This is a genomic window from Streptomyces sp. JH14, assembly GCF_029428675.1.
GTDB lineage: Bacteria > Actinomycetota > Actinomycetes > Streptomycetales > Streptomycetaceae > Streptomyces.
Genome location: NZ_JAJNEL010000001.1, coordinates 3,566,115 through 3,592,937 on the forward strand (window position 1 = coordinate 3,566,115; position 26,823 = coordinate 3,592,937).

General features: G+C 67.6%; 25 protein-coding genes and 2 tRNA genes. 14 read left to right on the forward strand and 13 right to left on the reverse strand.

Annotation, left to right across the window (positions count from 1 at the left end; all coding sequences use genetic code 11):
* The first annotated feature begins 35 nt into the window (after positions 1-35).
* The 3 genes from gyrA to LRD69_RS16080 all read left to right on the forward strand — a co-directional run bounded on the left by gyrA (position 36) and on the right by LRD69_RS16080 (position 3,467).
* Complete coding sequence (gene gyrA / locus LRD69_RS16070; RefSeq protein ID WP_277327253.1) at positions 36-2,654, forward strand: DNA gyrase subunit A; 2,619 nt, start codon at positions 36-38, stop codon at positions 2,652-2,654.
* Between the two features lie 90 nt (positions 2,655-2,744).
* Positions 2,745-3,323, forward strand: a complete 579-nt coding sequence (locus tag LRD69_RS16075) for a DUF3566 domain-containing protein (RefSeq protein ID WP_277327254.1) — start codon at positions 2,745-2,747, stop codon at positions 3,321-3,323.
* 70 nt (positions 3,324-3,393) lie between these two features.
* A tRNA-Ile gene (locus tag LRD69_RS16080) sits at positions 3,394-3,467 on the forward strand.
* 352 nt (positions 3,468-3,819) lie between these two features.
* On the opposite strand, the gene LRD69_RS16085 is transcribed toward LRD69_RS16080, so the two are convergent.
* Positions 3,820-4,185 carry a DUF6344 domain-containing protein gene (locus tag LRD69_RS16085; RefSeq protein WP_277327255.1) on the reverse strand — a complete coding sequence of 122 codons (366 nt, stop codon included), beginning with the start codon at positions 4,183-4,185 and terminating at the stop codon, positions 3,820-3,822.
* A gap of 275 nt (positions 4,186-4,460) precedes the next feature.
* Here LRD69_RS16085 and LRD69_RS16090 point away from each other — a divergent pair, with 275 nt between their 5' ends.
* Positions 4,461-4,595 (forward strand): DLW-39 family protein, encoded by a 135-nt coding sequence (locus LRD69_RS16090; RefSeq protein ID WP_003958712.1) that lies wholly within the window; start codon positions 4,461-4,463, stop codon positions 4,593-4,595.
* 86 nt (positions 4,596-4,681) lie between these two features.
* Here LRD69_RS16090 and LRD69_RS16095 read toward each other — a convergent pair whose 3' ends face one another.
* Positions 4,682-4,903: a hypothetical protein gene (locus tag LRD69_RS16095; protein ID WP_277329925.1), complete on the reverse strand. Its 222-nt coding sequence runs from the start codon at positions 4,901-4,903 to the stop codon at positions 4,682-4,684.
* A 586-nt stretch (positions 4,904-5,489) separates the two neighbouring features.
* On the opposite strand from LRD69_RS16095, the gene LRD69_RS16100 reads away from it, so the two are divergent.
* Entirely contained in the window at positions 5,490-6,842 is a 1,353-nt protein-coding gene (locus LRD69_RS16100; protein ID WP_277327256.1) for a hypothetical protein, read from the forward strand.
* Positions 6,843-6,893: 51 nt separating this feature from the next.
* On the opposite strand, the gene LRD69_RS16105 is transcribed toward LRD69_RS16100, so the two are convergent.
* Both LRD69_RS16105 and LRD69_RS16110 read right to left on the reverse strand, forming a co-directional pair.
* A complete protein-coding gene (locus LRD69_RS16105; RefSeq protein WP_277327258.1) occupies positions 6,894-8,222 on the reverse strand; it encodes a protein kinase in 1,329 nt (442 codons plus the stop codon).
* A gap of 79 nt (positions 8,223-8,301) precedes the next feature.
* Entirely contained in the window at positions 8,302-8,850 is a 549-nt protein-coding gene (locus tag LRD69_RS16110) for a DNA-binding protein (protein ID WP_277327259.1), read from the reverse strand.
* A 160-nt stretch (positions 8,851-9,010) separates the two neighbouring features.
* Between LRD69_RS16110 and LRD69_RS16115 the strand changes: the two genes are divergently transcribed.
* Positions 9,011-9,083: transfer RNA gene (locus tag LRD69_RS16115), tRNA-Ala, on the forward strand.
* Between the two features lie 248 nt (positions 9,084-9,331).
* Here the strand turns inward: LRD69_RS16115 and LRD69_RS16120 are convergent.
* Complete coding sequence (locus LRD69_RS16120) at positions 9,332-10,045, reverse strand: DUF5324 family protein (protein WP_277327260.1); 714 nt, start codon at positions 10,043-10,045, stop codon at positions 9,332-9,334.
* 377 nt (positions 10,046-10,422) lie between these two features.
* On the opposite strand from LRD69_RS16120, the gene LRD69_RS16125 reads away from it, so the two are divergent.
* The gene (locus tag LRD69_RS16125; RefSeq protein WP_277327261.1) at positions 10,423-10,950 is read left to right on the forward strand and encodes a peptidylprolyl isomerase; all 528 of its coding nucleotides are present in this window, start codon (positions 10,423-10,425) and stop codon (positions 10,948-10,950) included.
* A gap of 154 nt (positions 10,951-11,104) precedes the next feature.
* A complete protein-coding gene (locus tag LRD69_RS16130) occupies positions 11,105-12,001 on the forward strand; it encodes a rhomboid family intramembrane serine protease (protein WP_277327262.1) in 897 nt (298 codons plus the stop codon).
* Positions 12,002-12,290: 289 nt separating this feature from the next.
* Here LRD69_RS16130 and crgA read toward each other — a convergent pair whose 3' ends face one another.
* Positions 12,291-12,545, reverse strand: coding sequence for a cell division protein CrgA (crgA, locus tag LRD69_RS16135; RefSeq protein ID WP_277327263.1), 255 nt, complete (start codon positions 12,543-12,545; stop codon positions 12,291-12,293).
* A 141-nt stretch (positions 12,546-12,686) separates the two neighbouring features.
* Here crgA and LRD69_RS16140 point away from each other — a divergent pair, with 141 nt between their 5' ends.
* The 6 genes from LRD69_RS16140 to LRD69_RS16165 are packed head-to-tail and all read left to right on the forward strand — an operon-like array spanning position 12,687 to position 17,212.
* Entirely contained in the window at positions 12,687-13,454 is a 768-nt protein-coding gene (locus LRD69_RS16140) for a DUF881 domain-containing protein (RefSeq protein ID WP_277327264.1), read from the forward strand.
* 24 nt (positions 13,455-13,478) lie between these two features.
* On the forward strand, positions 13,479-14,189 hold the full coding sequence (locus LRD69_RS16145) for a class E sortase (RefSeq protein ID WP_277327265.1): 711 nt from the start codon (positions 13,479-13,481) through the stop codon (positions 14,187-14,189).
* Positions 14,190-14,245: 56 nt separating this feature from the next.
* Positions 14,246-14,428: a hypothetical protein gene (locus LRD69_RS16150; RefSeq protein ID WP_277327266.1), complete on the forward strand. Its 183-nt coding sequence runs from the start codon at positions 14,246-14,248 to the stop codon at positions 14,426-14,428.
* Positions 14,425-15,063: an aminodeoxychorismate/anthranilate synthase component II gene (locus LRD69_RS16155; protein ID WP_277327267.1), complete on the forward strand. Its 639-nt coding sequence runs from the start codon at positions 14,425-14,427 to the stop codon at positions 15,061-15,063. The genes LRD69_RS16150 and LRD69_RS16155 overlap by 4 nt, the downstream gene beginning before the upstream one ends.
* On the forward strand, positions 15,060-16,454 hold the full coding sequence (locus LRD69_RS16160) for a class E sortase (RefSeq protein ID WP_277327268.1): 1,395 nt from the start codon (positions 15,060-15,062) through the stop codon (positions 16,452-16,454). The genes LRD69_RS16155 and LRD69_RS16160 overlap by 4 nt, the downstream gene beginning before the upstream one ends.
* Before the next feature lie 26 nt (positions 16,455-16,480).
* Positions 16,481-17,212: a class E sortase gene (locus LRD69_RS16165; protein ID WP_277327269.1), complete on the forward strand. Its 732-nt coding sequence runs from the start codon at positions 16,481-16,483 to the stop codon at positions 17,210-17,212.
* A 71-nt stretch (positions 17,213-17,283) separates the two neighbouring features.
* Here LRD69_RS16165 and LRD69_RS16170 read toward each other — a convergent pair whose 3' ends face one another.
* The 7 genes from LRD69_RS16170 to LRD69_RS16200 form a co-directional block, all read right to left on the reverse strand.
* Entirely contained in the window at positions 17,284-18,243 is a 960-nt protein-coding gene (locus LRD69_RS16170) for a restriction endonuclease (RefSeq protein WP_346771936.1), read from the reverse strand.
* A gap of 311 nt (positions 18,244-18,554) precedes the next feature.
* Positions 18,555-20,561: a Stk1 family PASTA domain-containing Ser/Thr kinase gene (pknB, locus tag LRD69_RS16175; RefSeq protein WP_277327271.1), complete on the reverse strand. Its 2,007-nt coding sequence runs from the start codon at positions 20,559-20,561 to the stop codon at positions 18,555-18,557.
* Between the two features lie 173 nt (positions 20,562-20,734).
* Positions 20,735-22,189 carry a penicillin-binding transpeptidase domain-containing protein gene (locus LRD69_RS16180; RefSeq protein WP_277327272.1) on the reverse strand — a complete coding sequence of 485 codons (1,455 nt, stop codon included), beginning with the start codon at positions 22,187-22,189 and terminating at the stop codon, positions 20,735-20,737.
* Entirely contained in the window at positions 22,186-23,604 is a 1,419-nt protein-coding gene (locus LRD69_RS16185; RefSeq protein WP_277327273.1) for an FtsW/RodA/SpoVE family cell cycle protein, read from the reverse strand. The genes LRD69_RS16180 and LRD69_RS16185 overlap by 4 nt, the downstream gene beginning before the upstream one ends.
* 22 nt (positions 23,605-23,626) lie before the next feature.
* Positions 23,627-25,132 carry a Stp1/IreP family PP2C-type Ser/Thr phosphatase gene (locus LRD69_RS16190; protein ID WP_277327274.1) on the reverse strand — a complete coding sequence of 502 codons (1,506 nt, stop codon included), beginning with the start codon at positions 25,130-25,132 and terminating at the stop codon, positions 23,627-23,629.
* Between the two features lie 129 nt (positions 25,133-25,261).
* On the reverse strand, positions 25,262-25,777 hold the full coding sequence (locus LRD69_RS16195; RefSeq protein ID WP_277327275.1) for an FHA domain-containing protein: 516 nt from the start codon (positions 25,775-25,777) through the stop codon (positions 25,262-25,264).
* 10 nt (positions 25,778-25,787) lie between these two features.
* The gene (locus LRD69_RS16200; protein ID WP_277327276.1) at positions 25,788-26,663 is read right to left on the reverse strand and encodes a DUF3662 and FHA domain-containing protein; all 876 of its coding nucleotides are present in this window, start codon (positions 26,661-26,663) and stop codon (positions 25,788-25,790) included.
* Positions 26,664-26,823: the final 160 nt, after the last annotated feature.

Genomic DNA, 26,823 nt, shown 5'->3' on the forward strand with positions numbered 1-26,823 from the left:
CAGCAAGCAGCCGCTCGAAAGGACTTTGACCAGCAATGGCCGACGAGAACACCCCTGTGACGCCCGAAGAGGATCCCGCAGCCGCGGGTGTGGGAATGCGTGTCGAGCCCGTCGGGCTCGAGACGGAGATGCAGCGCTCCTACCTCGACTACGCGATGTCCGTCATCGTCTCGCGTGCGCTGCCCGACGTACGTGACGGCCTGAAGCCTGTGCACCGCCGCGTGCTGTACGCGATGTACGACGGCGGCTACCGGCCCGAGAAGGGCTTCTACAAGTGCGCCCGTGTCGTCGGTGACGTCATGGGTACGTACCACCCGCACGGTGACTCGTCGATCTATGACGCGCTCGTGCGACTGGCGCAGCCGTGGTCGATGCGGATGCCGCTGGTGGACTCCAACGGCAACTTCGGTTCTCCGGGCAACGACCCGGCCGCCGCCATGCGGTACACCGAGTGCAAGATGATGCCGCAGTCCATGGAGATGGTCCGGGACATCGACGAGGAGACCGTCGACTTCCAGGACAACTACGACGGACGCAATCAGGAGCCGACGGTTCTGCCGGCGCGCTTCCCGAACCTGCTGGTCAACGGTTCCGCGGGCATCGCGGTCGGCATGGCGACCAACATTCCGCCGCACAACCTGCGCGAGGTCGCGTCCGGTGCGCAGTGGTACCTGGAGCACCCGGAGGCCTCGCACGAGGAGCTGCTGGACGCCCTGATCGAGCGGATCAAGGGCCCGGACTTCCCGACCGGTGCGCTCGTCGTGGGCCGCAAGGGCATCGAGGAGGCGTACCGCACCGGCCGTGGCTCGATCACGATGCGCGCGGTCGTCGCGGTCGAGGAGATCCAGAACCGGCAGTGCCTGGTCGTCACGGAGCTTCCGTACCAGACCAACCCCGACAACCTCGCGCAGAAGATCGCCGACCTGGTCAAGGACGGCAAGGTCGGCGGCATCGCGGACGTCCGTGACGAGACCTCGTCGCGCACCGGCCAGCGTCTGGTCGTCGTGCTGAAGCGGGACGCAGTCGCCAAGGTCGTGCTGAACAACCTGTACAAGCACACCGACCTGCAGACCAACTTCGGCGCCAACATGCTGGCGCTGGTCGACGGGGTGCCGCGCACGCTGTCGATCGACGCGTTCATCCGCCACTGGGTGACGCACCAGATCGAGGTCATCGTCCGGCGTACGAAGTTCCGTCTACGCAAGGCGGAGGAGCGGGCGCACATCCTGCGCGGCCTGCTCAAGGCGCTCGACGCGATCGACGAGGTCATCGCCCTCATCCGGCGCAGCCAGACGGTCGAGGTCGCCCGTGAGGGCCTGATGGGCCTGCTGGAGATCGACGAGATCCAGGCGAACGCGATCCTGGAGATGCAGCTGCGCCGACTGGCCGCGCTGGAGCACCAGAAGATCACCGCCGAGCACGACGAACTCCAGGCGAAGATCAACGAGTACAACCTGATCCTGGCGTCGCCGGAGCGGCAGCGGCAGATCGTCAGCGAGGAGCTGGCGGCGATCGTCGAGAAGTTCGGTGACGACCGGCGCTCCAAGCTGGTGCCCTTCGACGGTGACATGTCCATCGAGGACCTGATCGCCGAGGAAGACATCGTCGTCACGATCTCGCGCGGCGGTTATGTGAAGCGTACGAAGACGGACGACTACCGCTCGCAGAAGCGCGGCGGCAAGGGCGTACGTGGCACGAAGCTCAGGGAAGACGACATCGTCGACCACTTCTTCGTGTCGACGACCCACCACTGGCTGCTGTTCTTCACCAACAAGGGCCGCGTCTACCGGGCCAAGGCGTATGAGCTTCCCGACGCCGGCCGGGACGCGCGCGGCCAGCATGTGGCCAACCTGCTGGCCTTCCAGCCGGATGAGCAGATCGCCGAGATCCTGGCGATCCGCGACTACGAGGCCGCGCCCTATCTGATCCTGGCCACCAAGGGCGGCCTGGTGAAGAAGACCGCGCTGAAGGACTACGACTCGCCGCGCTCGGGCGGCGTCATCGCGATCAACCTCCGCGAAACGGAGGACGGCAGCGATGACGAGCTGATCGGTGCGGAGCTGGTTTCGGCCGACGACGATCTGCTGCTTATCAGCAAGAAGGCCCAGTCGATCAGATTCACTGCGACGGACGATGCGCTGCGCCCGATGGGCCGTGCCACATCGGGTGTGAAGGGCATGAGTTTCCGCGAGGGGGACGAACTGCTCTCGATGAATGTCGTCCGGCCGGGTACGTTCGTCTTCACTGCCACCGATGGTGGGTACGCGAAGCGGACCGCCGTCGACGAGTACCGCGTTCAGGGTCGCGGCGGCCTCGGTATCAAGGCCGCCAAGATCGTGGAGGACAGGGGCTCGCTGGTCGGCGCGCTGGTGGTCGAGGAGACGGATGAGATCCTCGCCATCACGCTCGGCGGCGGTGTGATTCGTACGCGAGTCAATGAAGTCAGGGAGACGGGCCGTGACACCATGGGCGTCCAACTGATCAATCTGGGCAAGCGCGATGCCGTCGTCGGCATCGCTCGTAACGCCGAGGCCGGTCGCGAGGCCGAAGAGGTCGACGGGGCCGAGGGCCCCGAGGGTGAGACGACCGCCGAGGCGACTGTCGAAAGCACAGTCGAAGGCACGTCGCCTTCGGCCGGGGAGCACGAGGAGTAGAGCGTGAGTGGAGCCACGGGCGCCGGGGCCGCTTCCGGAGCTGGAGCGAACGGTGCCCGTGGCCCTGCCACGGACTCCCAAGGGGGCACTGTGACGGACACCCGGGGGCCTCAGCCCCAATACGAGGGATACGCGACCGGGCCGCTGCCCGGTGAGCGCGAGCCCACATCGGGGCAGGCAGGCGGGCCGTACCACCCGCCGCAGGCGTACCCCTCGCCCGCGGGCGGGACGCAGGGCGGCCGGCCCCAGGGAGCGCAGGCGACCCGTCGGCCGCGGACGGGGGCGCGGACAACGCCGCGAACCCGTAAGGCGCGGCTGCGGGTGGCCAAGGCAGACCCGTGGTCGGTGATGAAGGTCAGCTTCCTGCTCTCCATCGCGCTCGGTATCTGCACGGTCGTGGCGGCCGCGGTCCTGTGGATGGTGATGGACGCCATGGGCGTCTTCACCACCGTAGGCGGCACGATCAGCGAGGCGACCGGTTCCAACGAGAGCAACGGCTTCGATCTGCAGTCGTTCCTGTCGCTTCCGCGCGTTCTCGTCTTCACGTCGGTCATCGCGGTGATCGACGTGGTGCTGGCCACTGCGCTGGCGACGCTGGGCGCCTTCATCTACAACTTGTCGGCCGGCTTCGTGGGCGGTGTCGAGCTCACGCTGGCCGAGGACGAGTAGCGCTTCGGGTATCGATTTTGGGACTGGCCCCGACGTGCGCTAATCTTCAGAAGTCAGCGCGCAGCGCGGCGGGGCTATAGCTCAGTTGGTTAGAGCGCATCCCTGATAAGGATGAGGCCACAGGTTCAAATCCTGTTAGCCCCACAGCAAGAAGAGGGCGTCTCCCAAGCGGGAGGCGCCCTCTTCGTTTGCCCAGGTGCGGCAGCGGTTCCGGGCTGCGTCGTACTGACGTCCCCGTGTGTGACCGTCGGCACATGGCCGCTTCCCGGCCTTGGCCGGAGCCGGCTCTCCGTGACCGGGTGGCTGGGGTGGCAGACCGGCCGTGTCGGGAGAGGTGTTCGTGTGCCCGGCAGTCGTACGCCGCGGCGGGATCCCGGGCGGGCGAGGGTGTGCTGTGTCGGCTCTCCGGCGGGACACAGGACGAGGCGGGGCACACGGAAAAGCCCCCGTCCGGTGTGAACCGGACCAGGGGCCCTGTGCGTCGGTTGCGCCGCTCTCACGGCGGTAGGAGTGATGCGTCCCCTGCCGGGGCACCGTGGGCGGTGCGGGCGGCGCCTGTGGTGCCTGTGGCGGCCGGCGTGTTCCTCATGTCCGTGGACAGGTTCCTGGCGGCCGGTGAGGAGCCGTGAGCCTCGGCGCGGATGCGCTGCTTCATCGTGGGTGGCAGCGCCCTGTCACGCGGAAGGGTCCATCGCACAGACGGGGCGGTCGCGGTTGCGACGGCAGCACCCGTGTGCTCCTGGTTCGTGGCCGTCGGCTGCGCGGCCGCGGCGGGGGCGCTGACGAGGCCCATCGACGCGAGGAGCGCGAAGAAGGCGGTGATGAAGGCGGTCCAGAGGCTCTTGGCCTTGAAGGTGCTCATGGCCCCTCACTTTCGGGTGGTCCGGTTTGCTTACCTTTCTGATGATGTGGATCCGGGTCGCCAATTCATGGACCGACGCCACGGATCCGCCGATCTTCAGATGAACACCACTCGTATGGTTCAACCGGGCTGGACGAGTCGGCGTGAGGCCGGTCGGGAAGGTCGCATTTGCCCGAGCCCCGGTTGGGTCGCGGGGAGGTCACTGATCGGTATCGGCCGGTGTGTATAGTCGGGCGGCAGAGGTCTCCTATGTCAAGGAAAGACGAGGTCGCGCGGTGAAGAAGCTTCTCCTGGTCGCACTGGCCGCCATCGGCGGGCTCCTCGTGTACCGCCAGATCCAGGCGGATCGCGCCGAGCAGGATCTGTGGACGGAGGCGACCGACTCCGTGCCCGCAGGTTCGGGTGTGTGAGACGGAATCAGCCTGTTGCGGGCCCCGGTCGCTGAGCGGCCGGGGCTTCGTGCTGTTGCGGGACCGTGACACCTGTGCTCGTGAGTTCACTTGAGCAAATCGGTAGATTGCGTGAGCAAAAGGACCGGTGCTTCGATCGAGGGGTGCGGGTGGGGGCGCAGCGTGTCGAAGGTGTCGACAACGGCCCCGGACTGCGGCACCGCGCGCAGACTGGCCGGACAGCCGTCGGGAAGACCCTCCAGGACCGTGCCCACGGCGGTACGCGCGGAGTCCATCTCGGTCCGGTCGGTGCCGTCGTCGTCCGCCATGGACCCGGGGGAGTCGAGCCCGCTACTGGCCGGTCCGACTGGTCGCGGAGCGGGAGAGCGAAAAGAGATCCGACGCGGCGCGTTGGCCGGTGGAGCTCGCCCACGAGGTGAGGCGCCGCTGAAGAGGGGCGTCACGCCTGCCGCGCCGGAGCCGGAGTACGGCGCGGGCGGAAAGAGCGCCGTGACGCCTTCGGGTGACCTTTGGGATGTGCGGGGCGGCACCGGATTCAACGACGGCTCCGTGGTCCGGCCGGTGCACACCGGGGGCGGGTTCTCCATTTCGGTGACGCTGGGCACGCGGAGATCGTCGACACCCCGCAGACCGGTGTGGGGCTACGGGTGTCCGTGCTCGACGACGCGCGGGCAGGGCCGGAGCGCGACGCGGTCCTGGCGAAGAAGGCGGACAACGACGCGGACAAGAACGCAATTCAACTGCGGCCGCAGACAGCCACGGTGCGGGCGGGGCAGGATGGACCAGCATCGCGGCCGCTGCCGGGACGGGCGCCGTGGTGGTGGTGACCGCGGGGCTCGTGTTCATGCGCGGCCGCGGCGGAGTGGCCGCACGGACGACGAGGGGAAGCGCGTGATGAGGCAGCGCAGAAGAGGCCGGGCGACGCTGGCCGCGGTCGCGGCGATGTGCGCGGTGGCGGCGCTGCCGGTGCAGGCGCACGCCGCCGGTGAGTCTGCTCCGTACACCTTCGACCCCGAGGCCAAGACGATCCAGGGTGCGGAGATCAGCACCGACGCGTCTGAGCTGACCGCCGGATCCGTGTACAAGAGCTCGATCAAGCCGGGCGAGAAGCTCTACTACCGCCTTGACCTCGATGCCGACACGAATGCGTATGTCTCGGCGGTGGCGGTGCCCAAGCTCGGCGGCCAGGTCGCGTACGGGGACGGCATCAAGGTCAGTATCCGGGACAGCACCGACCTGCAGTGCAGCTCGGAGGATGCCAGATTCGAGTCGGCGGAGTTTGCTCGCCCGATCGCCGCGTACGCCTACCGGGTCCCGGAGAAGGACAGCACCACCTGCGACGAGGCCGGTACGTACAACGTGCTGGTCGAGCGGGAGAGCAAGGCCACCTCGTCGCAGGACGCGTGGGACCTGGAGCTTCGCTACGAGTCGGAGCCGAAGCCGAAGGAAGGCGGGTCGACCCCGACCCGGGCGCCGGAGAACTGGCCCTCGGCATCGCCGCCGCCGCTCACCCAGACCGCGCAGGAACGGCCGGGCGGCACAAGCTATTACGACGCCACCAGCCTGCAGACCGGCAAGTGGAAGGATGGCATCGAACCGGGGCAGACCCACTTCTACCGGGTACCCGTGGACTGGGGACAGCAGATCTTCGCCACTGTCGACCTCGGTAACAGCGTCGGCGGTTCGAACGAGTACATCGGCAGCGCGCTCGGCCTGTCCCTGGACAATCCGGCGCACGGCCATGTCGACGAGGCGTCTCCGCTGTCGTACTCCGGCAAGCCGGCCTCCGTGTCACTCGATCCGCTGCCCCCGGTGGCGTACGAGAACCGGTTCGCCTCCAGCGCCGATGCCAGCGCCATGCGGTTCGCGGGCTGGTACTACCTGTCGGTCTCGCTGAGCCCGGAGGTCGAGAAGGCGTACGGCAAGAAGGCGATCCCGATGACCCTGACGGTGAAGGTCGAGAACTCCGCGGGTCCGTCGCCATACGAGGGTTCTGCCGGCGTCTTCAGTGTCACGCAGGACGACAAGGACATGGCCAGAAGCGGCCAGAGCGCCCCTCAGGCCGCCAAGAGCGACACGATGAACACGGTCGCAGCGGCCGGGATCGGCACAGGCACCGTGCTGGTACTCGGGCTCGGGGCCTGGACGCTGATCGCGCGGCGCCGCACGGCGAGCGCCGCAGGTGGGCCGACCGCCACCGGCGCGGCCGGGCAGGCACCGTACGGAGGTCCGCCGCAAGCCTGGTAGCACCGTCCCGGGCCCGCTGGTCCGGACCCGTCGGTCGCCAGGCCGGCGGACTCAGGCCTGGGTCAGCGCCCAGATGCCCACGGCGAAGCAGATCAGCGCCACCAGCAGGACCGGGACCGCCACCTTCGCGGGTGGTCCCGGACGCTTCTGCGGCGGATGCGCGAGAACTCCTGCTCCGGGATGCGGAACCTGCGGCTGCTGAGCGGTGTATGCACGAGTGAGAGCTTGTTCGTGCTGCACTGCGGACGTCGGGGCCTGCGAAGGGTCCGGTGCGGCGGCGGGGAAGGGGGAACCCGTATGCGCCGGGAGCGGAGCCGGGGGCTGTGGGGTGGACGGCTGCTGAGGAGGCGGGGCCAGATGGAAGCTGCCCGTCTCCGACATCAGCGAGGGCGGCGGGGTATGCGGCTGCTGTACGGACTGGTGGGCGTCCTGCTGGAATGTCTGGCCCGTCGGGGTGGTCGGTGCAGTCACGCCGGGCTGGGGAGGAGTCTGGGTGACGGCAACGGGGCCCTCGGGGCCGAATCCGGCGGGCAACGGGCCGATCTGGTCGAAGACCTCCACGGGCTCGTCGTCGATGCCCGGCTCCGGCAGCATCTCGACAGCGGCGGCCAGGGCCTTGCGCGCACCCGTGGCCGTCCGGAAACGGGCCTGGGGATCCGGCTGAAGCAGACCCGCGAGGACCTGCCACAGCGGTTCCGGGATTCCCTGGGGGGCGCCGGGCGTGCCGTACGACGCGAAATGCTCGACGAGCGCCTTGGCGTCCGGCTTCTGACCCTGCAGCAGATACAGCGCGACGAGACCGACGGCGAAGAGGTCTGCGGGGAAGTCGGGCTCTGCGCCCATCATCTGCTCGGGAGCGAAGTACCCCGGCGTTCCCACCACATAGTTGGTCTCGGTGAGACGCGGTTCGCCCTTGCGCATGGAGATGCCGAAGTCGGACAGCCGCAGGTGCGGCCGGCCGGTACCGGTGGCCTCCATCAGGATGTTGGCGGGTTTGATGTCACGGTGCACGACGCCCTCCGCATGCACCGTCGACAGCCCGGACAGCAACTGGTCGAGCAGCGTGCAGACGAAGCGTGGAGGCAGCGGGCCGTAGTCACCGATGACATGTGCCAGCGAGCCACCGCTGACCAGATCCATGGTGAACAGGACCTTGTCGTCGTCCGCGGCCCAACTGGCCGGGGCGAGCACATGCGGATGCTCGATCCGCAGCGCCTGCTCGCGGACGAAGCGCAGCAACGTGTGGGCGTCGCTCTGCTGGAGAACCTTGGCCGCCACATACCGGCGGCGCCGGTGATCCCAGGCGCGCCAGACCGCGCCGACGCCACCACGTCCGATCGGGTCGATCAACTCGTACCGACCAGCGAAGACCTCACCCATTGCGCTGCGCCCGCTCCCAGTTCCTGTTTCGGCTCGTGGCCGGCTCTCGGGGGTAGTGCCCTAGGACTGTGGGGAGGCCCTAGCTCTGGTGTCCCTCGTAGTGCGCGACCGCGTCCGCGGTGCGGCCTGCGCCGTACACCTTGAGAAACTCTGCCAGTTCCGGGTGGGTCGGGGTGAGGGAGTTGGCGGCATCGATGATGTCCCCGGCGGCCGCGACCGACCGCAGCAGCGACTGGATCTCACGGACCACGCGCCGGACGGTCGGTGCCCCGCCGGTGGTCGAGGTCTGACCGGTGCTGGTGAGGACGGAGCCGCCCTGAGACTTCTTGATCTCTTCCATGCGGTCGGTGGCCTCCCCCGCGCTGAGGCTGCCGTCGGCGACCTGGCCGGCCAGCTCCTGCAAGGCCTGGACGCGCTGGACGACGGCCGGGTTGCCGATCTTCGCCCGCTGGCCGCTCATCAGCTGGGAGAGCATGGGCGCGGACAGCCCGAGTACGGCGGCGAGCCGGGCCTGGTTCAGGCCGAGATCATCTATCAGCCGGCGGAAGAGCGCCCCCAGCGGCTCTCCGTACCAACTGCGCTGAAGCTCTCTGGCTCTTGCCGTTGCCTCTTGCTGAGCTGCGTCCATGGCGTCTCCCCTTCGCTGCTGCGAACCTCGACGAGCATCTTACGGAGAGTGGTCGCCGACCGGGAGTCCCAATCTTTTTGGAAGATTCAGGGGGTCACCCGGTACTGTGGTCTGCGACGGAGACCGAGACGTTGATGCGCCCGGTGCTGTCCACCTTTTCGGGGCCTTAGCTCAGTTGGTAGAGCGCTGCCTTTGCAAGGCAGATGTCAGGAGTTCGAATCTCCTAGGCTCCACATCGAAAGACCCCTTTGACCTGCGGAAACGCGATCAGAGGGGTCTTTTCTTCGTCCCCGGCATCCATGCGGAGGACACCAGGACGCTCACATCGAGCGGCGCGAACCCCGTGAGAAGGCCCGCGCTCGCAGCGAGGCGGCGGTTCCGGGTTCGCGGCTGCTGTACTCGATGGGCAACGCAACGGGCGCCGGGAAACCTCTGGGGTTTCCCGGCGCCCGCGCTGCTCGGCCGGTGGCGGGCGGGGGATTCAGGGGCGGTCGTCGAAGTCGGTGCCGTCCACCTCGTCCGACCCGTCGTCCTCCTTGGCCTGGACGTCCGGGTCGAGGACCGTCGGGCCGGTGCCGTCGACCGAGGTCAGCGGCGCGTGATCGGAGACCTCCGTGGGGGCGGGAGGCTCGACCAGCCAGTCCGGGTTGGCCTGCTTGTCCCACCACCGCCACGCGGCATAGGCACCACCCACCAGGAGGGAGACCACCGCGAAGCCCTTGAGCAGGCGGCCGGCCTTGGCCCTCCGCCGGTGCTTCTTGGCCAGTTGCTGGATCTCCTTCGGAGTGACCTGCCCGCGCAGCGCTGCCAGGGCCGCGATACCGCGCGACGTGGCCTCCTCGGCGACGGGCTGGGCGGCGGCCATGGCGGACTCGACGCGGGGCACGGTGTAGTCCGCGGCACTCCTGGCGGCCTGCCGGGTGCGGAGCGCGGCCAGCTGGGTGACCTCGTCGACCTTGGGGGGCACGTGAGTGCGGGCCAGTTCGATACGTGGGGCGAGATAAGCGTCGTAGTGGACGCGGGCCTGCTGTGCTGCCTTCGACGCCCTCGGCGCGAGTCGCGCGCGGGCCTCGAGCGCATAGCGAGCGGCCTGGTCCTTGGCCGTGTCGGCGTAGGGCGCCACCACTTCCGCGGCGTGCTGCACGCTTTCCTTCGCCGAGTCGGTTGCGGCGCGCACGCTGTCGATGCGGGTCACGGGATCCTCCTCCTTGGTGGCGGGTTGATACTCCGCCTTTCCACCCATTTCGAGATCATGCCTCCCGCTGGCCCAAGTGGCATGCGGGGCGGGCATCCGGGTCATGAACGACGGTCGTGAGAGACGGCCACGAAAGACGTCCTCGGGCAATGCGGTGCAAGGGGAGCTTGCCGACGACAATGCCATGGTTCGGCTCAGTACGCGCCGGTTCGTCACGCGCTTGGCCTCATTTGTTCCTGCGGGAAGCGGCAGCCGCACAGCGGGCACTCGGGCAAGAAGGTGAGGGACGTCCGTTCGTCGGTGGCGGTCGGGCGACGCGAGGGACGGTCCGTGCAAGGATTCGGTGGACGTCAGCGAAGACTTACGGAAGGCAGATCGTGGCCGAGCAGCTTTACGCCACCTTGAAGACCAACCAAGGCGACATCGAGATCCGGCTTCTGCCGAACCACGCGCCCAAGACGGTCAAGAACTTCGTCGAGCTCGCCACGGGCGAGCGCGAGTGGACCCACCCCGCGACCGGCAAGAAGTCCAAGGACAGGCTGTACGACGGCACCGTGTTCCACCGTGTCATCAGCGGCTTCATGATCCAGGGCGGCGACCCGCTGGGCAACGGAACCGGCGGCCCGGGCTACGAGTTCGGTGACGAGTTCCACCCGGATCTCAGCTTCAACAAGCCGTACCTGCTGGCCATGGCCAACGCGGGCCCGGGCACCAACGGCTCGCAGTTCTTCGTGACCGTCTCGCCGACCGCCTGGCTGACCGGCAAGCACACCATCTTCGGTGAGGTGGCCGACGAGGCCAGCAAGAAGGTCGTGGACGCCATCGCCGGCACCCAGACCAACGCCCGTACAGACCGCCCGGTGCAGGACGTGGTGATCGAGTCGGTCGTCGTCGAGACCCGCTGATCGCCGGTGGTCACCGAATGATCACTCTCTGATCTCCCTTCCGGGAACCAATCGCCCTGCTCGTCCGTACTGTTACATAGCGGACGAGCAGGGCGGCGTCGTATGTGGCGGCGTCCACGACGACGACCGAGGGGACCAGGAAGTGAGGGAACCGATGGACGAGAAGCCGCCCGGCGCCCAGGACCGGTCCGCTGCCACCGGAGGTCCGCTCGCCTGCTACCGCCACCCGGGCCGTGAGACGGGGATCCGCTGTACGCGCTGCGACCGCCCGATCTGCACCGAGTGCATGGTCAGCGCGTCGGTCGGCTTCCAGTGCCCGAACTGCGTCCGCGAGGGATCCGGTACCGGGCACGGCCCGGCCGCCAACCGGCCGCGCACGATCGCCGGCGGCACCGTCGCGGCCGACCCGAGGCTGGTCACCAAGGTTCTGCTCGCCCTCAATGTCGCCCTGTTCATCGCGGTGCACGTGAAGGCGTCACTGCTCGACGACCTGACGCTGCTGGGCCGGGCCACCTTCTACTACGGCGGTCCGCCGGAAGGCGTTGCAGAGGGCCAGTGGTACCGGCTGGTGACGTCGATGTTCCTGCACCAGGAGGTGTGGCACATCGCGTTCAACATGCTGGGACTGTGGTGGCTCGGCGGCCCCCTGGAGGCGGCACTCGGCCGCGCCCGCTACCTCACGCTCTATCTGATCTCCGGCCTGGCGGGCAGCGCTCTCACCTACTGGCTCGCCGCGCCGAATCAGCCTTCGCTCGGTGCCTCCGGTGCCATCTTCGGTCTGCTGGGCGCCACCGCCGTGCTCATGCGCCGCCTGAACTACGACATGCGGCCGGTCTTCGTGCTCCTCGCGCTGAACCTGCTCTTCACCTTCACCTGGGGCGGGATCGCCTGGCAGGCGCATGTCGGCGGCCTGATCGCGGGGACGGTGATCGCCATCGCCATGGTGCACGCACCGCGGGGGCGGCGTGCGCTGGTGCAGTACGGGACCTGCGCGCTGGTCCTGGCGGCGGTGGCCCTCATCGTGCTCGCCAGAACCGCCGCACTGACCTGATGACGGAGCGCTCGCAAGCCGTCTCACGAAAGTTGTCCACAACCGGGGTGTGATCTTGTGCATTCCGCGGGAACAACTGTGCCCCTTGCCTCTGAGCTGGGTTTTTCCAGCTCGGACAAGGGGCGCACCACCCCTCGACGGGGGAGGCTGCAGTCATACTGGCGGCAACATCCAGGGAGTTATCCACAGATCGTCCGACCTTTTCCCCCGCCTGTGGATAACGCTGTGGGTAACTCAGGGCAAGGGTTGCGATACCGGGGTCATCTGTGGTGCCGGATGCGGGGTGGAGCTACTTCCACTGCGTGGAGACACCGAAGCCGCCGGCGATGAAGCCGAAGCCGACCACGATGTTCCAGTTCCCCAGCGCCTTGATCGGCAGATCGCCGTCGGTCACATAGAAAACGACGATCCAGGCCAGACCGATCAGGAAGAACGCCAGCATCACCGGCGCCACCCAACTGCGGTTGGTCAGCTTTATGTTGGTTGCCTGCTTCGCCGGAGGCGGCGTGAAGTCGGCCTTCTTGCGGATACGTGACTTCGGCACGAGGAACTCTCCTGTCGATGCGCTGCGTGACCGCGCAGGGAACTATGGCTGGCGCCGGGGCAGGGCGCGAGGGGGAATGCTGCCTCCCCCGGGCGTCCGTTAGCGTAGTGCTTCCGTGGCGTCGAAGGAGATAAGGGTACGTTGAGCAATTCTGCCGACTCTCCCCAAGGGCCGGTCCGGCGTACCTTCCGGCACCCGGTCCGGGTGCTCACTGCCGCTGTCTTCGCCCTTGCCGGACTGATCTTCGTCACCAGCGCCAACACGGCCAAGGGCACCAACATCCGTACGGACTCCTCGCTGCTGAAGCTCTCGGACCTGATCCAGCAGCGCAGCGGGAAGAACGCGGGGCTCGACGACTCCAACGCGGCCCTGCGCGACGACATCGACGCCCTCGCCCAGCGCGACGACGGCAGCACGAAGGCGGAGGACGCCAGGCTCAAGGCGCTGGAGCAGGAGGCGGGCACCAAGAAGCTCTCCGGCCCGGCTGTCGCCGTCACGCTCGACGACGCCCCGCCGAACGCCACGGCGAAGCCCGGCTACCCCGACCCGCAACCCAACGACCTGGTCATTCACCAGCAGGACCTGCAGGCCGTAGTCAACGCGCTCTGGCAGGGCGGCGCCCGCGGCATCCGGGTCATGGACCAGCGGCTGATCTCCACCAGCGCGGTGCGCTGCGTCGGCAACACGCTGATCCTTCAGGGCCGGGTCTACTCACCCCCGTACAAGATCACCGCGGTGGGCGATCCGGACGATCTCAGGAAGGCCCTCGACAACTCCCCGGCGATCCAGAACTACCTGCTCTACGTGAAGGCGTACGGGCTGGGCTGGAAAGTCGACGAGCACGAGACGGTGACTCTTCCCGGCTACTCGGGCACAGTGGATCTCCACTATGCCCAGCCGGTGAAGTAGCGAGCAGTTCCGGGAGGCCGACCGGTGTCGGTGCGACTGATCGTCAGAACGCTCAGCGAACTGTGCATCACCGCAGGCACCTTGATCATCCTCTTTGTGGTGTACGTGCTGTTCTGGACCGGAGTGAAGGCCGCCGGCGCGACCGAAGGACAGATCGACGACTTGCAGAGCCAGTGGGCGCAGGGGACCGTGTCCACACCCGCGCCGGCCACGTCGCAGACGTCCCCGCCGCCCACGCCCGCAGCATCCGCGCCCGACGCATACCGCGACGGAAAGCCGTTCGCGATGCTGTACATCCCCCGCCTCGGCAAGGGCTGGGAGTGGCCCGTTCTGGAGAACACCGAGGTAAAGACGTTGCAGCGGGGCCTCGGCCACTACCGGGAAACCGCCCCGCTCGGTGCGACCGGCAACTTCGCGGTGGCCGGGCACCGCCGTACGTACGGGGATCCCTTCAAGGACTTCCCGAAGCTGCGCCGCGGAGATCCGGTGATACTGACGGACGGCACGACGTGGTTCACGTACCGCATCGACAAGAGGCCGTACCGGACCGTGCCGAGCGACATCGGCGTGATCGACCCCGTCCCCCGCAAGTCCGGGTTCGACGGTCCCGGCCGCTATCTGACGCTGACCACCTGCGACCCCGAGTGGGGCAGCAGCCACCGGCTGATCGTCTGGGCACATCTCGACGCGACCCAGCCTGTGACCGACGGCAGGCCAGCAGCTTTCCACAGCTGACCCACGCTCCTGCCCCAGCCCTTTAGTCTGGTCCCGTACCGAATGAAGGGGACAGCATGTACGGCTGGATCTGGCGGCATCTGCCGGGCAACGCGTGGGTGCGCGGGCTCATCTCGCTCGTTCTGGCACTTGCCGTCGTCTATGTGCTTTTCCAGTACGTCTTCCCGTGGGCCGAGCCGCTGCTTCCGTTCGGCGACGTGACGGTCGACGGCACGAACGGAACGGGGGCCGGCCAGTGAGCGCCCGCATCCTTGTCGTCGACAACTACGACAGCTTCGTCTTCAACCTCGTTCAGTACCTCTACCAGCTCGGCGCCGAGTGCGAAGTGCTGCGGAACGACGAGGTGACCACGGCCCACGCCCAGGACGGCTTCGACGGTGTCCTGCTCTCGCCGGGCCCCGGCACCCCCGAGCAGGCGGGTGTCTGCATCGACATGGTGCGCCACTGCGCGGCGACCGACGTCCCGGTCTTCGGCGTCTGCCTCGGGATGCAGTCGATGGCTGTGGCCTACGGAGGTGTGGTGGACCGGGCGCCCGAGCTGCTGCACGGCAAGACGTCACCGGTGATCCACGAGGGCAAGGGCGTCTTCGCCGGGCTGCCGTCCCCGTTCACCGCGACCCGTTACCACTCGCTCGCTGCCGAACCGGAGACGATTCCGCCGGAGTTGGAGGTGACGGCGCGCACGGCCGACGGCATCATCATGGGCCTGCGCCACCGGGAACTGGCTGTGGAGGGCGTGCAGTTCCACCCGGAGTCGGTTCTGACCCAGTACGGCCACCTGATGCTGGCCAACTGGCTTGCGGAGTGCGGGGATGCGGGAGCCGTCGCGAGGTCGGTGGGGCTCGCGCCGGTGGTGGGCAAGGCCGTCGCGTGACCGCACTCCGTCCCGAGCACGACGCCGGACAGGACGGCCCGTACGAGCACCATGCGTACGAGGCCACGGGCGCGTTCGAGGCGGCAGTCGACCAGCTGGCGGATCCGCTGAACGACCCGCTGCCGGGGCAGCATGCCGCGCCGTGGTTCCGGGCGGAGAGCCCTCCGCCGGAGGGGGCACAGGCCGGGGCGGCGCAGGTCGGGCAGATGCAGACGTCACAGGGGCCTCAGGAGCCCCAAGGGGCCCCGCGCGAGTGGTACGACCCTGAGGGGTACGAACGGGACTGGTACGGGCAGCAGGAGCCTGTTGCGGCGCCTTCGCCCCCGCCGCCCCCCTCCAACGACGAGACCGTCGGTCTGCGGACGGCCGACATCCGCCGATCAGTCGCCGGAGCGGTGGCATCGGCTCCGACAACTGCATCGGCTCCGCCCGCTGTTCCTCCACCGCGACTCGAGCCGGAGCCGGACCACGTACCCGAGTACGGCCCGGTGCCGGAGGCGGACGGCTCCGTAGCGGCCGGCCCCGGTCCGGAGATCCAGGGCCCCGAACCGCTGGCAGAACCACCCACCGGAGGTCGCGCCGAACGCCGGCGCGCCGCCAAGGGGCGCGGCCGCCGTCGCGCCGAGCCGCAGCAGGATTCCCGACCGGAATCGGCGTCCTCGGACGGCAGGCCGCTGACGCGCGTCGAGGCCCGCCGCGCCGCCCGCGCAGCCAAGGACAGCCCCGCCGTCGTCGCAAGCCGGGTCGTCGGCGAGCTGTTCATCTCGCTCGGTGTGCTGATGCTGCTGTTCGTGACGTACCAGCTCTGGTGGACCAATGTCCGAGCCGACCAGATCGCCGGCAATGAGACGCACAAGATCCAGGACGACTGGGCGAGTGGCGACGACCGCAAACCCGTGGCGTTCGAACCGGGGCAGGGCTTTGCCATCATCCACATCCCGAAACTGGATGTGGTCGCGCCCATCGCCGAGGGCACCAGCAAGGAGAAGGTTCTCGACCGCGGCATGGTCGGTCACTACGGCGAGGGTGCGCTCCGTACCGCGATGCCGTCGGCCGCGCAGGGCAACTTCGCGCTCGCCGGCCACCGCAACACGCACGGCGAACCGTTCCGCTACATCAACCGGCTGCGCCCGGGAGACCCGATCGTGGTCGAGACGCGCGATGCGTACTACACGTACGAGATGACCAGCGTCCTTCCGCAGACATCGCCGTCCAACGTCTCGGTCATCGGACCCGTGCCGCCCGGATCGGGGTTCACAAAGCCCGGCCGCTACATCACTCTGACGACCTGTACGCCGGAATTCACGAGTACGTACCGATTGATCGTCTGGGGCAAGATGGTCGACGAACGGCCGCGCAGCAAGGGATTGCCCGACGTGCTCGTCGGCTGAACATCACCACAACAGGGACGGGTGCGGTGGCAGCGAGGACCCAGCAGCAGGAAGAGCAGACGGACGAGTCCGCGCCCCCGGTACGGAACAGGGACCGCCACCCCGTCGCGACCGCGATCAGCGTCTTCGGTGAGCTGCTGATCACCGCCGGCCTGGTGCTCGGACTGTTCGTCGTCTACTCCCTGTGGTGGACGAACGTGCTCGCCGACCGCGAAGCCAAGAAGCAGAGCCACAGCGTCCGCGATCAGTGGGCGGATGAACCCGGCGCTCTGGACACCAAGGACGGCATCGGCTTCCTGCACGTACCCGCGATGAAGAACGGCGAGGTACTGGTCAAGAAGGGCACCGACACCAAGATCCTCAATGACGGTGTCGCCGGCTACTACACCGATCCTGTGAAGTCGGCTCTCCCGTGGGACAAGCAGGGCAACTTCACGCTGGCGGCTCACCGTGACGGGCACGGGGCGAAGTTCCACAACATCGACAAGGTGAAGACGGGTGACGCGGTCGTCTTCGAGACGAAGGACACCTGGTACGTCTACAAGGTCTTCAAGGAGCTTCCCGAAACCTCGAAGTACAACGTCAAGGTGCTCCAGCCGGTTCCGAAGGAAGCGGGCGTGAAGAAGCCCGGCCGCTACATCACGCTGACGACCTGTACGCCGGTCTACACGTCGAGGTACCGCTACATCGTGTGGGGCGAGCTGGTGCGTACGGAGAAGGTCGACAAGGACCGTACGGTCCCGGCGGAGCTGCGCTGACCCTAGGATGGCGAAGGGCCCGAAGCCGCAACTTCCTTTTGCGACTTCGGGCCCTTCGACGTTCGGCGTATTTACCGCAGTGCCTGCAGTGTCGCGCCCGCGCTCCAGGCTTCCAGCAGGCCGCGGTGCACGGCGGTGACGCCGACCTGCATCGCAATGTCGAGCGCCTCGCGGGAGAACGGGCAGGTCGCCACGTACACGGCCACGTCAGCTTGGTGCAGCGTCTTGGTGCCGACGAACTTCTGCATCTCGCCGCTCCATACCGAACGGTACGGGGCGAAGTTCTTGCACTGGACGACCAGTCGGCGACCATCGGAGGTGTACGCGGTGATGTCGGCGCCGCGGTCGCCGCTCCCACCGTGGACCTCGACATCGGTGCAGCCGTCCCGACGCAGCAGTCCGGCGATGTGCTGCTCGAACTCCCGCCAGTTCATGGCGTCCATCGACGCCATGACCCCGGTGAGGGGGCGCTGCTCGTGCGTGCGCTGAAGGCGACGTAGCTGGATGTCGTGGCGGACGAGCCGCCGCTCGATCTGCTGGACGTTCTCACGGAGGCTGATGAGTTCCCGCTGCTGCTCGCCAGAGGTCTCGATGAGGGCGTTGAGTATGGGGACGACGGTGGTGCCGAGAAGACGGGTGAAGCTCTCCTCACTGAGTCGCGTGATGTGGGCGTCGAGCGATTCGACGTCGCTGTCATGCCGCGGGGTATCCGGGATCAACGGGCGTGCCCGGGAAGCGTGCTCGATGTCGAGCAGATACGTGCGGACGCGGCGCGCGATCTCACTGTCCCGGAGCAGCATGGCGACGTTCAGGACGGTCCGCCGGGGCCACAGAGCCATGCTCGAACGGGGCTGTGGATAACTCTCCGGATAGGAACTCAACGTGAGTTCCTTAAATTTCTGCAGCTCAGCGCCCCGGATCACCCTCAGGCCGTTTGATTCGAGCTCTTCGCGATGACGGCTGAGGAGGTTGTTGATGACTGTTTCCGCCACCTCGAAGTAGGTGGCGACCATGGCGGTGGTCACGTGCATACCGTCCGGCAGCAAGGACAGTGTTTTGACTCGGTCGAGTGCCTCTGTCCGCTCGGCAAAGCTCTGACGCAATGCCTGTGACTCCACCAGAGCAACCTCGTTGATCACGCTCTTGACCCTTCGCGTAGCCGTGTGTGCGAACGGAGCCCGATGCCCCGCCCCACCCGATCAACGAATCGGCACATATGAAGACACGATCGGTTTACGGCTGCATGTGCGGTATGCCAGGTGCAAGGCATGCGACGGACACAGCGAAGGGCCCCGGTCACCGTTGAGGTGGCCGGGGCCCTTCGCGTTTGTGCGATTCGGCGTCAGTTCCGTGAGCCGGTTGGGCCGCCGAAGAAATTGCCTCCGCCGTTACCGTTCCCACCGATGGTGGTGAGGGTTACGGGGGTAGCCGGGTCGGCCGGTGTGCCTGGCGCAGGCGTGACGTCGGTGACTCTGGCGTTGTCGTCCGGCGAGCTGCCCTGCGCGAACTGGATGTTCGTGAAGCCTTGCGAGGCCAGGATCTGCTTGGCTTCCGCGACCGTTTTGCCCAGGAGCCCCTGGGGGATCGGTTTCGTCGCCGGCTGAGCCGGGCCCTTGGAGACCGTCAGGACGATCTGGGTGTCCAGCGGCGCCTTGCTACCCCCTGGCGGGGTCTGATTGATCACCGTGTTGATCGGCTTTTCCGATTCGACTTGGGTCTGCGACACGTTCTCGAAGCCGTTGGCCTTGAGCTGCGCCACCGCGTCGTCGTACAACCTGTCGATCACAGGGGGAACGTCCTTCGTGGCCTGCTTGGCGACCGTGATCTTGACCTCGGACTCCCGCTCGGCCTTCGCGCCGCCCTTGGGGGTCTGCTCGAGTACGGTGTCGGGATCCGCGGTGGACGATTCGGCCGTCACGACCGTCACCGTGAATCCCTTGTCCTCAAGGATCTTGCGGGCGTTCTCCTCGGACTTCTCCGTGACGTCCGGGACCTCGACCTTCGGCGCGCCGGTGGAGACGACGACCGTGACGGTCTCGTTCTCCGCCATCTTGCCGTCTTCGGGGCTCTGGCTGCAGATCTTGCCCTTGGGCTGGTCCTCGCAGGGTTCGCGCGAGCCGACCTTGAGGAGGACGCCGGCGTTCTTTGCGAGGTCCTGCGCATCGTTCAAGGTCGAGCCGACCATGTTCGGCACATCGACCTTGCCGTTGTCGCCGTTGCCGCCGCTGAAGACGGATCTGCCGATCAGGATCGCGCCGATCAGCACCAGAATGCCCGCGACGACCAGCAGGATCGTCGAGGTGTTGCTCTTCTTCTGACGGCGGCGGTCGGGGCGGTCGTCGTATCCGTAGCCGCCGTCGTCCGGGTTGACCGGGGGCAGCATGGATGTCTGGGCGCCGTTCTGGTCCGCGGCGCGCAGGGCTGTGGTCGGCTGGTCGTTGCCGTACCCGTCGTAGCCGCCGTACCCGCCGTAGCCGGCCGCGCCCATCGCCGCGGTGGCGGCGACCGGCCGGCCGTCGAGGCAGGCCTCGATGTCGGCGCGCATTTCGTCCGCCGACTGGTAGCGGTAGTCCGGGTCCTTGACCAGGGCCTTCAACACGATCGCGTCCATTTCGGGCGTGATCTCGGGGTCGAAGGTGCTGGGGGTCTGCGGCTCTTCCCGCACGTGCTGGTAGGCAACCGCGACGGGTGAGTCGCCGATGAACGGCGGCCGGACCGTCAGCAGCTCGTAGAGCAGGCAGCCGGTCGAATACAGGTCGGAGCGGGCGTCGACCTGCTCGCCCTTCGCCTGCTCGGGGGAGAGGTACTGGGCGGTGCCGATGACGGCCGACGTCTGGGTCATCGTCATGCCGGAGTCGCCCATGGCGCGGGCGATGCCGAAGTCCATGACCTTGACCTGGCCGGTGCGCGTCAGCATGACGTTCGCCGGTTTGATGTCGCGGTGGACGATGCCTGCGCGGTGCGAGTACTCCAGTGCCTGGAGGATCCCGACCGTCATCTCGAGCGTGCGCTCGGGCAGCAGCTTGCGGCCGGAGTGCAGAAGTTCTCTGAGCGTCGACCCGTCGACGTACTCCATCACGATGTACGGGATGGAGACTCCGTCGACGTAGTCCTCGCCGGTGTCATAGACGGCGACGATCGCCGGGTGATTGAGCGAGGCGGCGGATTGCGCCTCTCGGCGGAACCGGGCCTGGAAGGACGGGTCGCGGGCGAGATCGGTCCGCAGCGTCTTCACAGCGACGGTGCGGCCGAGCCGGGTGTCATGAGCGAGGTAGACCTCGGCCATGCCACCACGACCGAGCACCGAGCCCAGCTCGTACCGGCCGCCGAGGCGACGCGGCTCTTCCATAACTGTTCCAGCCCTCTCCGTCAGTCCGAACCGCACCGGTGTGGGGTCCGGCGGTGTGCTGCTCGCGCATACGCTACCGGCCACGCCCCGGCTGATCGGCCCCGAGCCGTCACCTGATATCTGACCGGTATCCCAATGTGCAGATATGGCGCCCGATGTGATGGGCGTCACGTCTACTTGCCGAGGACCGCCTTCATCACGTCCCGTGCGATCGGGGCGGCGAGTCCGCCACCGGAGACGTCGTCCCGGTTGGCCTGGCTGTCCTCGACCACCACGGCCACGGCGACCGGCGAGCTGCCGTCGCTGGTCTTCGCGTACGAGATGAACCAGGCGTACGGCTTCTCGCTGTTGTTCAGGCCGTGCTGGGCGGTACCGGTCTTGCCACCGACGGTGACGCCGTCGATGAGGGCCCTGGTTCCTGTACCGCTCTTGACGACGGTCTCCATCATTTCCTGGAGCTTCTGTGCGTTCTCACCGGAGAGGGGCTGGCTGAGCTGTTCCTTCTCGTGGGTGTAGATGTCGTCCAGGTTGGGCGCCTGGCGCTTGGCGACCATGTACGGCTGCATGAGCTTGCCGTCGTTGGCGACCGCGGAGGCGACCATGGCCATCTGCAGCGGAGTGGCTCGGTTGGACGCCTGGCCGATGCCGGCCATGGCGTTCTGCGGCCGGTTGTCCTTCGGGTAGATGCTGGCAGCCGAGCGGACCGGAGTGAAGATCTCCTTGTTGAAGCCGAACTTGGCGGCCTCGTCCATCATCTTCTGGTTGCCCAGGTCGTCGCTGATCTTGCCGAAGACGGTGTTGCAGGACATCCGCAGCGCTTCCCGGAGCGAGGCGTTCTCACACGGGATGTTGCCCTCGTTCTGCAGGACGGTGCTCACCTGCGGGAGCCGGTACGGCAGGGGGGAGTCCGTCTTGTCGTCGATACCGGTGTAGAGGCCGTTCTCCAGGGCCGCGGCCGCGGTGACGACCTTGAAGGTCGAGCCGGGCGGGTAGGTCTCGCGCAATGCCCGGTTGAGCATCGGCTTGTCCTTGTCCTTCTGGAGCTTCTGCCAGGCCTCGGAGTCCTTGTCGGAGTTGCCCGCGAAGGTCGAGGGGTCGTACGAGGGGGTGCTGGCGAGGGCCAGGATGGCGCCGGTCTGCGGGTCGAGGGCGGCCACGGCGCCCTTCTTGTTGCCGAGTCCCTCGAAGGCGGCCTTCTGCGCGGCGGCGTTCAGGGTGGTGACGACGTTGCCGCCCTGCTTCTTCTCGCCCGTGAACATCGACAGGGTGCGGTCGAAGAAGAGCTGGTCGTCGTTGCCGGTGAGGATGCCGTCCTCGATCTTCTCCAGGAAGTTGGCGTCGAACGCCTGCGAGGAGTATCCAGTGACGGGCGCCCACATGGGGCCGTTCTTCCAGACCCGCTTGTACTTGAAGTCGCTGCCCTTGGTCACGACGGAACCGGTGACGGGGTTCCCGTCGACGATGATGTTGCCGCGCTCATGGGCGTATCGCTCGATGCGGACGCGGCGGTTCTCGTCGCGGGTGTTCAGCTCGTCGGCGCGGACGTACTGGAGGTAGTTGGTCCGCACGAGCAGGGCGAGGATGAGGACACCGCAGAAGATTGCGATCCGGCGCAGGGGCTTGTTCACGGTCGGACCACCTGGGTCATCTCGGCGTCGGAGGAGGGTGCGGGGGCCGGTGCGGGGCGGCGCGCGGTGTCGCTGATCCGGATCAGGACGCCGATGAGTGCCCAGTTGGCGATCACGGATGACCCACCGGCTGCGAGGAACGGCATCGTCATACCGGTCAGCGGGATGAGTCCCATGACACCGCCGGCGACGACGAAGACCTGGATCGCGAAGGCTCCCGAGAGGCCGATCGCCAGGAGCTTGCCGAACGGGTCGCGGGCGGCGAGTGCGGTGCGCACGCCGCGCTCGACGATGAGGCCGTAGATCAGCAGGACTGCCATCATTCCGGCGAGACCGAGTTCCTCGCCGACGGTGGAGAGGATGAAGTCGGCGTTCGCGGCGAAGCCGATCAGGTCGGAGTTGCCCTGGCCCCAGCCGGTGCCGAGGGTGCCGCCGGAGCCGAAGGACATGATGGCGTTGGCGATCTGCTCGCACGCGCCGCTCGTGTCGCTCGTGTAGCAGGCGAACGGGTCGGCCCAGGCGTTCACACGTGACTGGACGTGGGGTTCGAAGGTGGCCACCCCGACCGCGCCGGCTGCGGACATCAGCAGACCGAAGACGATCCAGCTGGTCCGTTCCGTGGCTACGTACAGCATGATCACGAAGAGGCCGAAGAACAGCAGCGACGTACCGAGGTCGGTCTCGAAGACCAGGATCAGGATCGACAGGCCCCAGATCACGAGAATCGGTCCGAGGTCACGGCCGCGGGGCAGGTACAGACCCATGAAGCGGCGGCTGGCCAGGGCCAGTGCGTCTCGTTTCACCATCAGGTAGCCGGAGAAGAAGACCGCGATGACGATCTTCGCGAACTCGCCGGGCTGGATGGAGAACGGACCGAGAGTGACCCAGATCTTGGCGCCGTTCACCGAGGGGAAGAACATCGGCGCGATCAGCAGGACGAGCGCCACGACCATCGAGATGTAGGTGTAGCGCTGCAGGATGCGGTGGTCCTTGAGCGCGAGCAGTACGGCGACGAACAGGGCGACGCCGATCGCGGAGTACATCAGCTGCTTGGGGGCATCGGGGGTGAAGCCGCCGAACAGTGTCTCGGCCCGCTGGATCAGTCGCGGCGACTGGTCCAGGCGCCAGATCAGCACCAGTCCCAGTCCGTTGAGCAGGGTCGCCAGCGGCAGCAGCAGCGGGTCCGCGTATGGGGCGAACTTGCGCACCACGAAGTGGGCGACGCCGCCGAGGAGGATCAGGCCGAGCCCGTATCCGAGCATGCCGGAGGGCAGTTCGCCGTCCATGGCAAGGCCCACATTGGCGTAGGCGAATACCGAGATGCCGATGGCGAAGGCCATCAGGCCCAGTTCGGTGTTGCGGCGGCTCGGCGCGTCGATCGCGCCGATCGTGGTCGTGTTGGTGACAACGCTCATGGTGCTGAAGGCCCCCTACGGCTTACTGCTTACCGCACTGCGGGACCAGCTTTTTCTCTTCCTCCGAGAGGCTGGGGCCGGGAGTGGGAGTCGCTGTGGTCGGCTTGGTCTTGGTGGTGCCGGACTGTGCGGTCGTCTTGGTGACTTCCGTGTCCGTGCCGCCGGCTTCGCCCTCGCCGGTGCGGGCGTTGCTCTCCGCCTCGGCGGCGCGGCGCTGCGCGTCCTTCTTGCAGGCGGAGGCCTGGGTCGAGAGCTCGTTGATCTTTTCGCGGGCGTCGGCCAGGTTGCCCTCGGCGATGGTCGCCTCGACCTGCTTGCGCTGGTAGGGCGGGAGGTACTTGAGTTCGATCTCGGGGTGGTCCTTCTCGACCTTCGAGAGCGAGACCCACGCGAGGTCCTGGCTGATGCCGCGGAAGAGCGCGACGTGTTCGTTCTTCGCGCCCACGTAGAACTGGTTCTGGGTCCAGCGGTAGCCGCCGTACACACCGCCGCCGATGACGGCCAGTGCGAGCACGATGTACAGGGTCCTCTTCAGCCACTTGCGGCCGCCGCCGGGCTTGATGAAGTCGTCGTCGGTGTAGGCGTCGAAGGAGCCGTCCGGCATTCCGCCGTAGCCGAGGCCGTCACCGCTTCCGGGCGGGCCGAAGCCGCCTGCGGGCGGTGGGACGGAACGGCCGAGGCCGGCCGCGCGTCCGGCCGGGGTCTCCATCATGCCGCCGTCGTTCAGCTGGGCGGCCTGGTTCTCGGCGACCGCGCCGACGATGACCGGAGTGTCGTTGAGCCGTCCGGCCAGGGTGTCGTTGCTGTCGACGTCGAGGACGTCGGCGACGATGCAGGTGATGTTGTCCGGGCCACCGCCGCGCAGGGCGAGCTGGATGAGCTCCTGGATGGTCTCCTGCGGGCCCTGGTAGCTGGCGAGGGTCTCTTCCATCGTCTGGTGCGAGACGACGCCGGAGAGCCCGTCGGAGCAGATCAAATAGCGGTCGCCGGCCCGGACTTCACGGATGGAGAGGTCGGGTTCGACGTGGTCGCCGGAGCCCAGCGCGCGCATCAGCAGGGAGCGCTGCGGGTGGGTGGTGGCCTCTTCCTCGGTGATCCGGCCCTCGTCGACCAGCCGCTGCACCCATGTGTGGTCCTGGGTGATCTGGGTCAGTACGCCGTCGCGCAGCAGGTACGCGCGGGAGTCGCCGACGTGTACCAGGCCGAGGCGCTGTCCGGTCCAGAGCAGCGCGGTGAGCGTGGTGCCCATGCCCTCGAGCTGGGGGTCCTCCTCGACCATCATGCGCAGTTGGTCGTTGGCCCGTTGGACTGCCGTGCCGAGCGAGGTGAGGATGTCCGAGCCCGGTACGTCGTCGTCGAGCTGGACGAGCGTGGAGATCACCTCGGAGCTGGCGACCTCACCGGCCGCCTGACCGCCCATGCCGTCGGCGATCGCGAGAAGGCGCGGACCGGCATAGCCGGAGTCCTCGTTGCCTTCCCGGATCATGCCCTTGTGCGATCCGGCGGCGAAGCGCAGGGACAGACTCATGCGCACCTCGCCCGTCGGCTCGGGGTACAGCCGGTCTCGAGCCACACTGCCCACCCTCCGGTCGGGAGCCGGGCCGGGTCCGTTGCCCGGATCCCTGCGGCTCGCTCGCTCCGCTCGCTCATTGTCGTACTACTTCCGCAGCTCGATGACGGTCTTGCCGATCCGGATCGGCGCGCCCAGCGGAACAGGCGTCGGGGTGGTGAGACGGGTCCGGTCGAGATATGTGCCGTTGGTGGACCCGAGATCCTCGACGATCCACTGGCCGTCACGGTCGGGGTAGATCCTGGCATGCCGGCTGGACGCGTAGTCGTCGTCCAGCACGATCGTTGAGTCGTGGGCCCGGCCCAGGGTGATGGTCTGTCCCTGGAGCGCCACCGTGGTGCCGGTGAGGGTGCCCTCGGAGACGACCAGTTTTGTGGGTGCCCCCCGGCGCTGGCGGCCGGGCTGCTGGCGTTGTTGCGGCGGTGCCGCGGCGTTTTGGCGTGCCTGTTGCGGTCGTGCGTCGGACGCAGAGCGGCGTGAGCCGCGCTGTGTGACGCGCGTTCCGAACAGGTCGCTGCGGATGACCTGGACGGCCACGATCACGAACAGCCACAGAACGGCCAGGAAACCTAGCCGCATGACCGTCAGGGTCAGCTCTGACATTGCCCCCGCTTCACCCTTCGGCTTGCCGGTAAACGATTGTGGTGCTGCCCACGACGATCCGCGAGCCGTCGCGGAGCGTAGCGCGGGTTGTGTGCTGCCCGTCTACCACGATGCCGTTGGTAGACCCGAGATCCTGGATCGTCGAGGGCGTTCCGGTCCGGATCTCACAGTGCCGGCGGGATACGCCGGGGTCGTCGATCCGCACGTCGGCGTCGGTGCTGCGTCCCAGCACCAGCGTCGGGCGGGAGATCTGATGGCGGGTGCCGTTGATCTCGATCCAGCGTCGGACCTGCGCGTTCGGCATGGGGCCGGGCGCGGCCGGCGGGCGCCGGTCGTGGGCGGGTGCGCCGTGGCGGCCGCCGCCCGGCGGCGGGGCCGCGGGCATGGGCGGAACGGCGCTGGGCGGGTAGCCGTAGCCACCCGTGGGCTGGGGAGCGGCGGGCCGCCCCTGTCCCGGGTGGCCGGACTGTCCCAGGTGGCTCTGGGGAGCCTGCTGGCCCTGCTGCGACGAGCTCGACGCGAGGGTGCGGCTCCGTACGCGGTAGAGCCCGGTGTCGAGGTCGTCGGCCTTCTCCAGGTGGACCTTGATGGGTCCCATGAAGGTGTACCGCTGTTGCTTGGCGTAGTCCCGGACCAGACCGGAGAGTTCGTCGCCGAGCTGGCCCGAGTACGGGCTGAGGCGCTCGTAGTCCGGGGCGCTGAGCTCGACGATGAAGTCGTTGGGGACGACGGTCCGCTCGCGGTTCCAGATCGTTGCGTTGTTGTCGCATTCGCGCTGGAGGGCACCCGCGATCTCGACCGGCTGGACCTCGGACTTGAACACCTTGGCGAAGGTGCCGTTGACCAGACCTTCGAGACGCTGCTCGAAACGCTTCATGACTCCCATGGGGCACCTCCTCCGGTGTTCTCGTCCCTGTACTGCTTACTGATCGTATCCACGCGTCGGGAAATCGGCTGGTTCCCCTTGTCTGCCCTGTGGATGAGTGTCACCTCTCACATGGATCGTAGAGGTGGGCTCCTGACAGTGTCCCGCACCTGGGGTGCAC

Excerpts from the sequence above, each read along its gene's own strand:
- LRD69_RS16105 (WP_277327258.1), bottom strand. The coding sequence starts at position 8,222 with ATGGGTGAGGTCTTCGCTGGTCGGTACGAGTTGATCGACCCGATCGGA.
- LRD69_RS16085 (WP_277327255.1), bottom strand. The coding sequence starts at position 4,185 with ATGAGCACCTTCAAGGCCAAGAGCCTCTGGACCGCCTTCATCACCGCC.
- LRD69_RS16185 (WP_277327273.1), bottom strand. The coding sequence starts at position 23,604 with ATGAGCGTTGTCACCAACACGACCACGATCGGCGCGATCGACGCGCCG.
- LRD69_RS16100 (WP_277327256.1), top strand. The coding sequence starts at position 5,490 with ATGAGGCAGCGCAGAAGAGGCCGGGCGACGCTGGCCGCGGTCGCGGCG.
- LRD69_RS16170 (WP_346771936.1), bottom strand. The coding sequence starts at position 18,243 with ATGCACGTGACCACCGCCATGGTCGCCACCTACTTCGAGGTGGCGGAA.
- gyrA (WP_277327253.1), top strand. The coding sequence starts at position 36 with ATGGCCGACGAGAACACCCCTGTGACGCCCGAAGAGGATCCCGCAGCC.
- LRD69_RS16200 (WP_277327276.1), bottom strand. The coding sequence starts at position 26,663 with ATGGGAGTCATGAAGCGTTTCGAGCAGCGTCTCGAAGGTCTGGTCAAC.
- LRD69_RS16095 (WP_277329925.1), bottom strand. The coding sequence starts at position 4,903 with ATGGCGGACGACGACGGCACCGACCGGACCGAGATGGACTCCGCGCGT.
- LRD69_RS16130 (WP_277327262.1), top strand. The coding sequence starts at position 11,105 with ATGGACGAGAAGCCGCCCGGCGCCCAGGACCGGTCCGCTGCCACCGGA.
- LRD69_RS16150 (WP_277327266.1), top strand. The coding sequence starts at position 14,246 with ATGTACGGCTGGATCTGGCGGCATCTGCCGGGCAACGCGTGGGTGCGC.
- LRD69_RS16195 (WP_277327275.1), bottom strand. The coding sequence starts at position 25,777 with ATGTCAGAGCTGACCCTGACGGTCATGCGGCTAGGTTTCCTGGCCGTT.
- pknB (WP_277327271.1), bottom strand. The coding sequence starts at position 20,561 with ATGGAAGAGCCGCGTCGCCTCGGCGGCCGGTACGAGCTGGGCTCGGTG.
- LRD69_RS16190 (WP_277327274.1), bottom strand. The coding sequence starts at position 25,132 with ATGAGTCTGTCCCTGCGCTTCGCCGCCGGATCGCACAAGGGCATGATC.
- LRD69_RS16110 (WP_277327259.1), bottom strand. The coding sequence starts at position 8,850 with ATGGACGCAGCTCAGCAAGAGGCAACGGCAAGAGCCAGAGAGCTTCAG.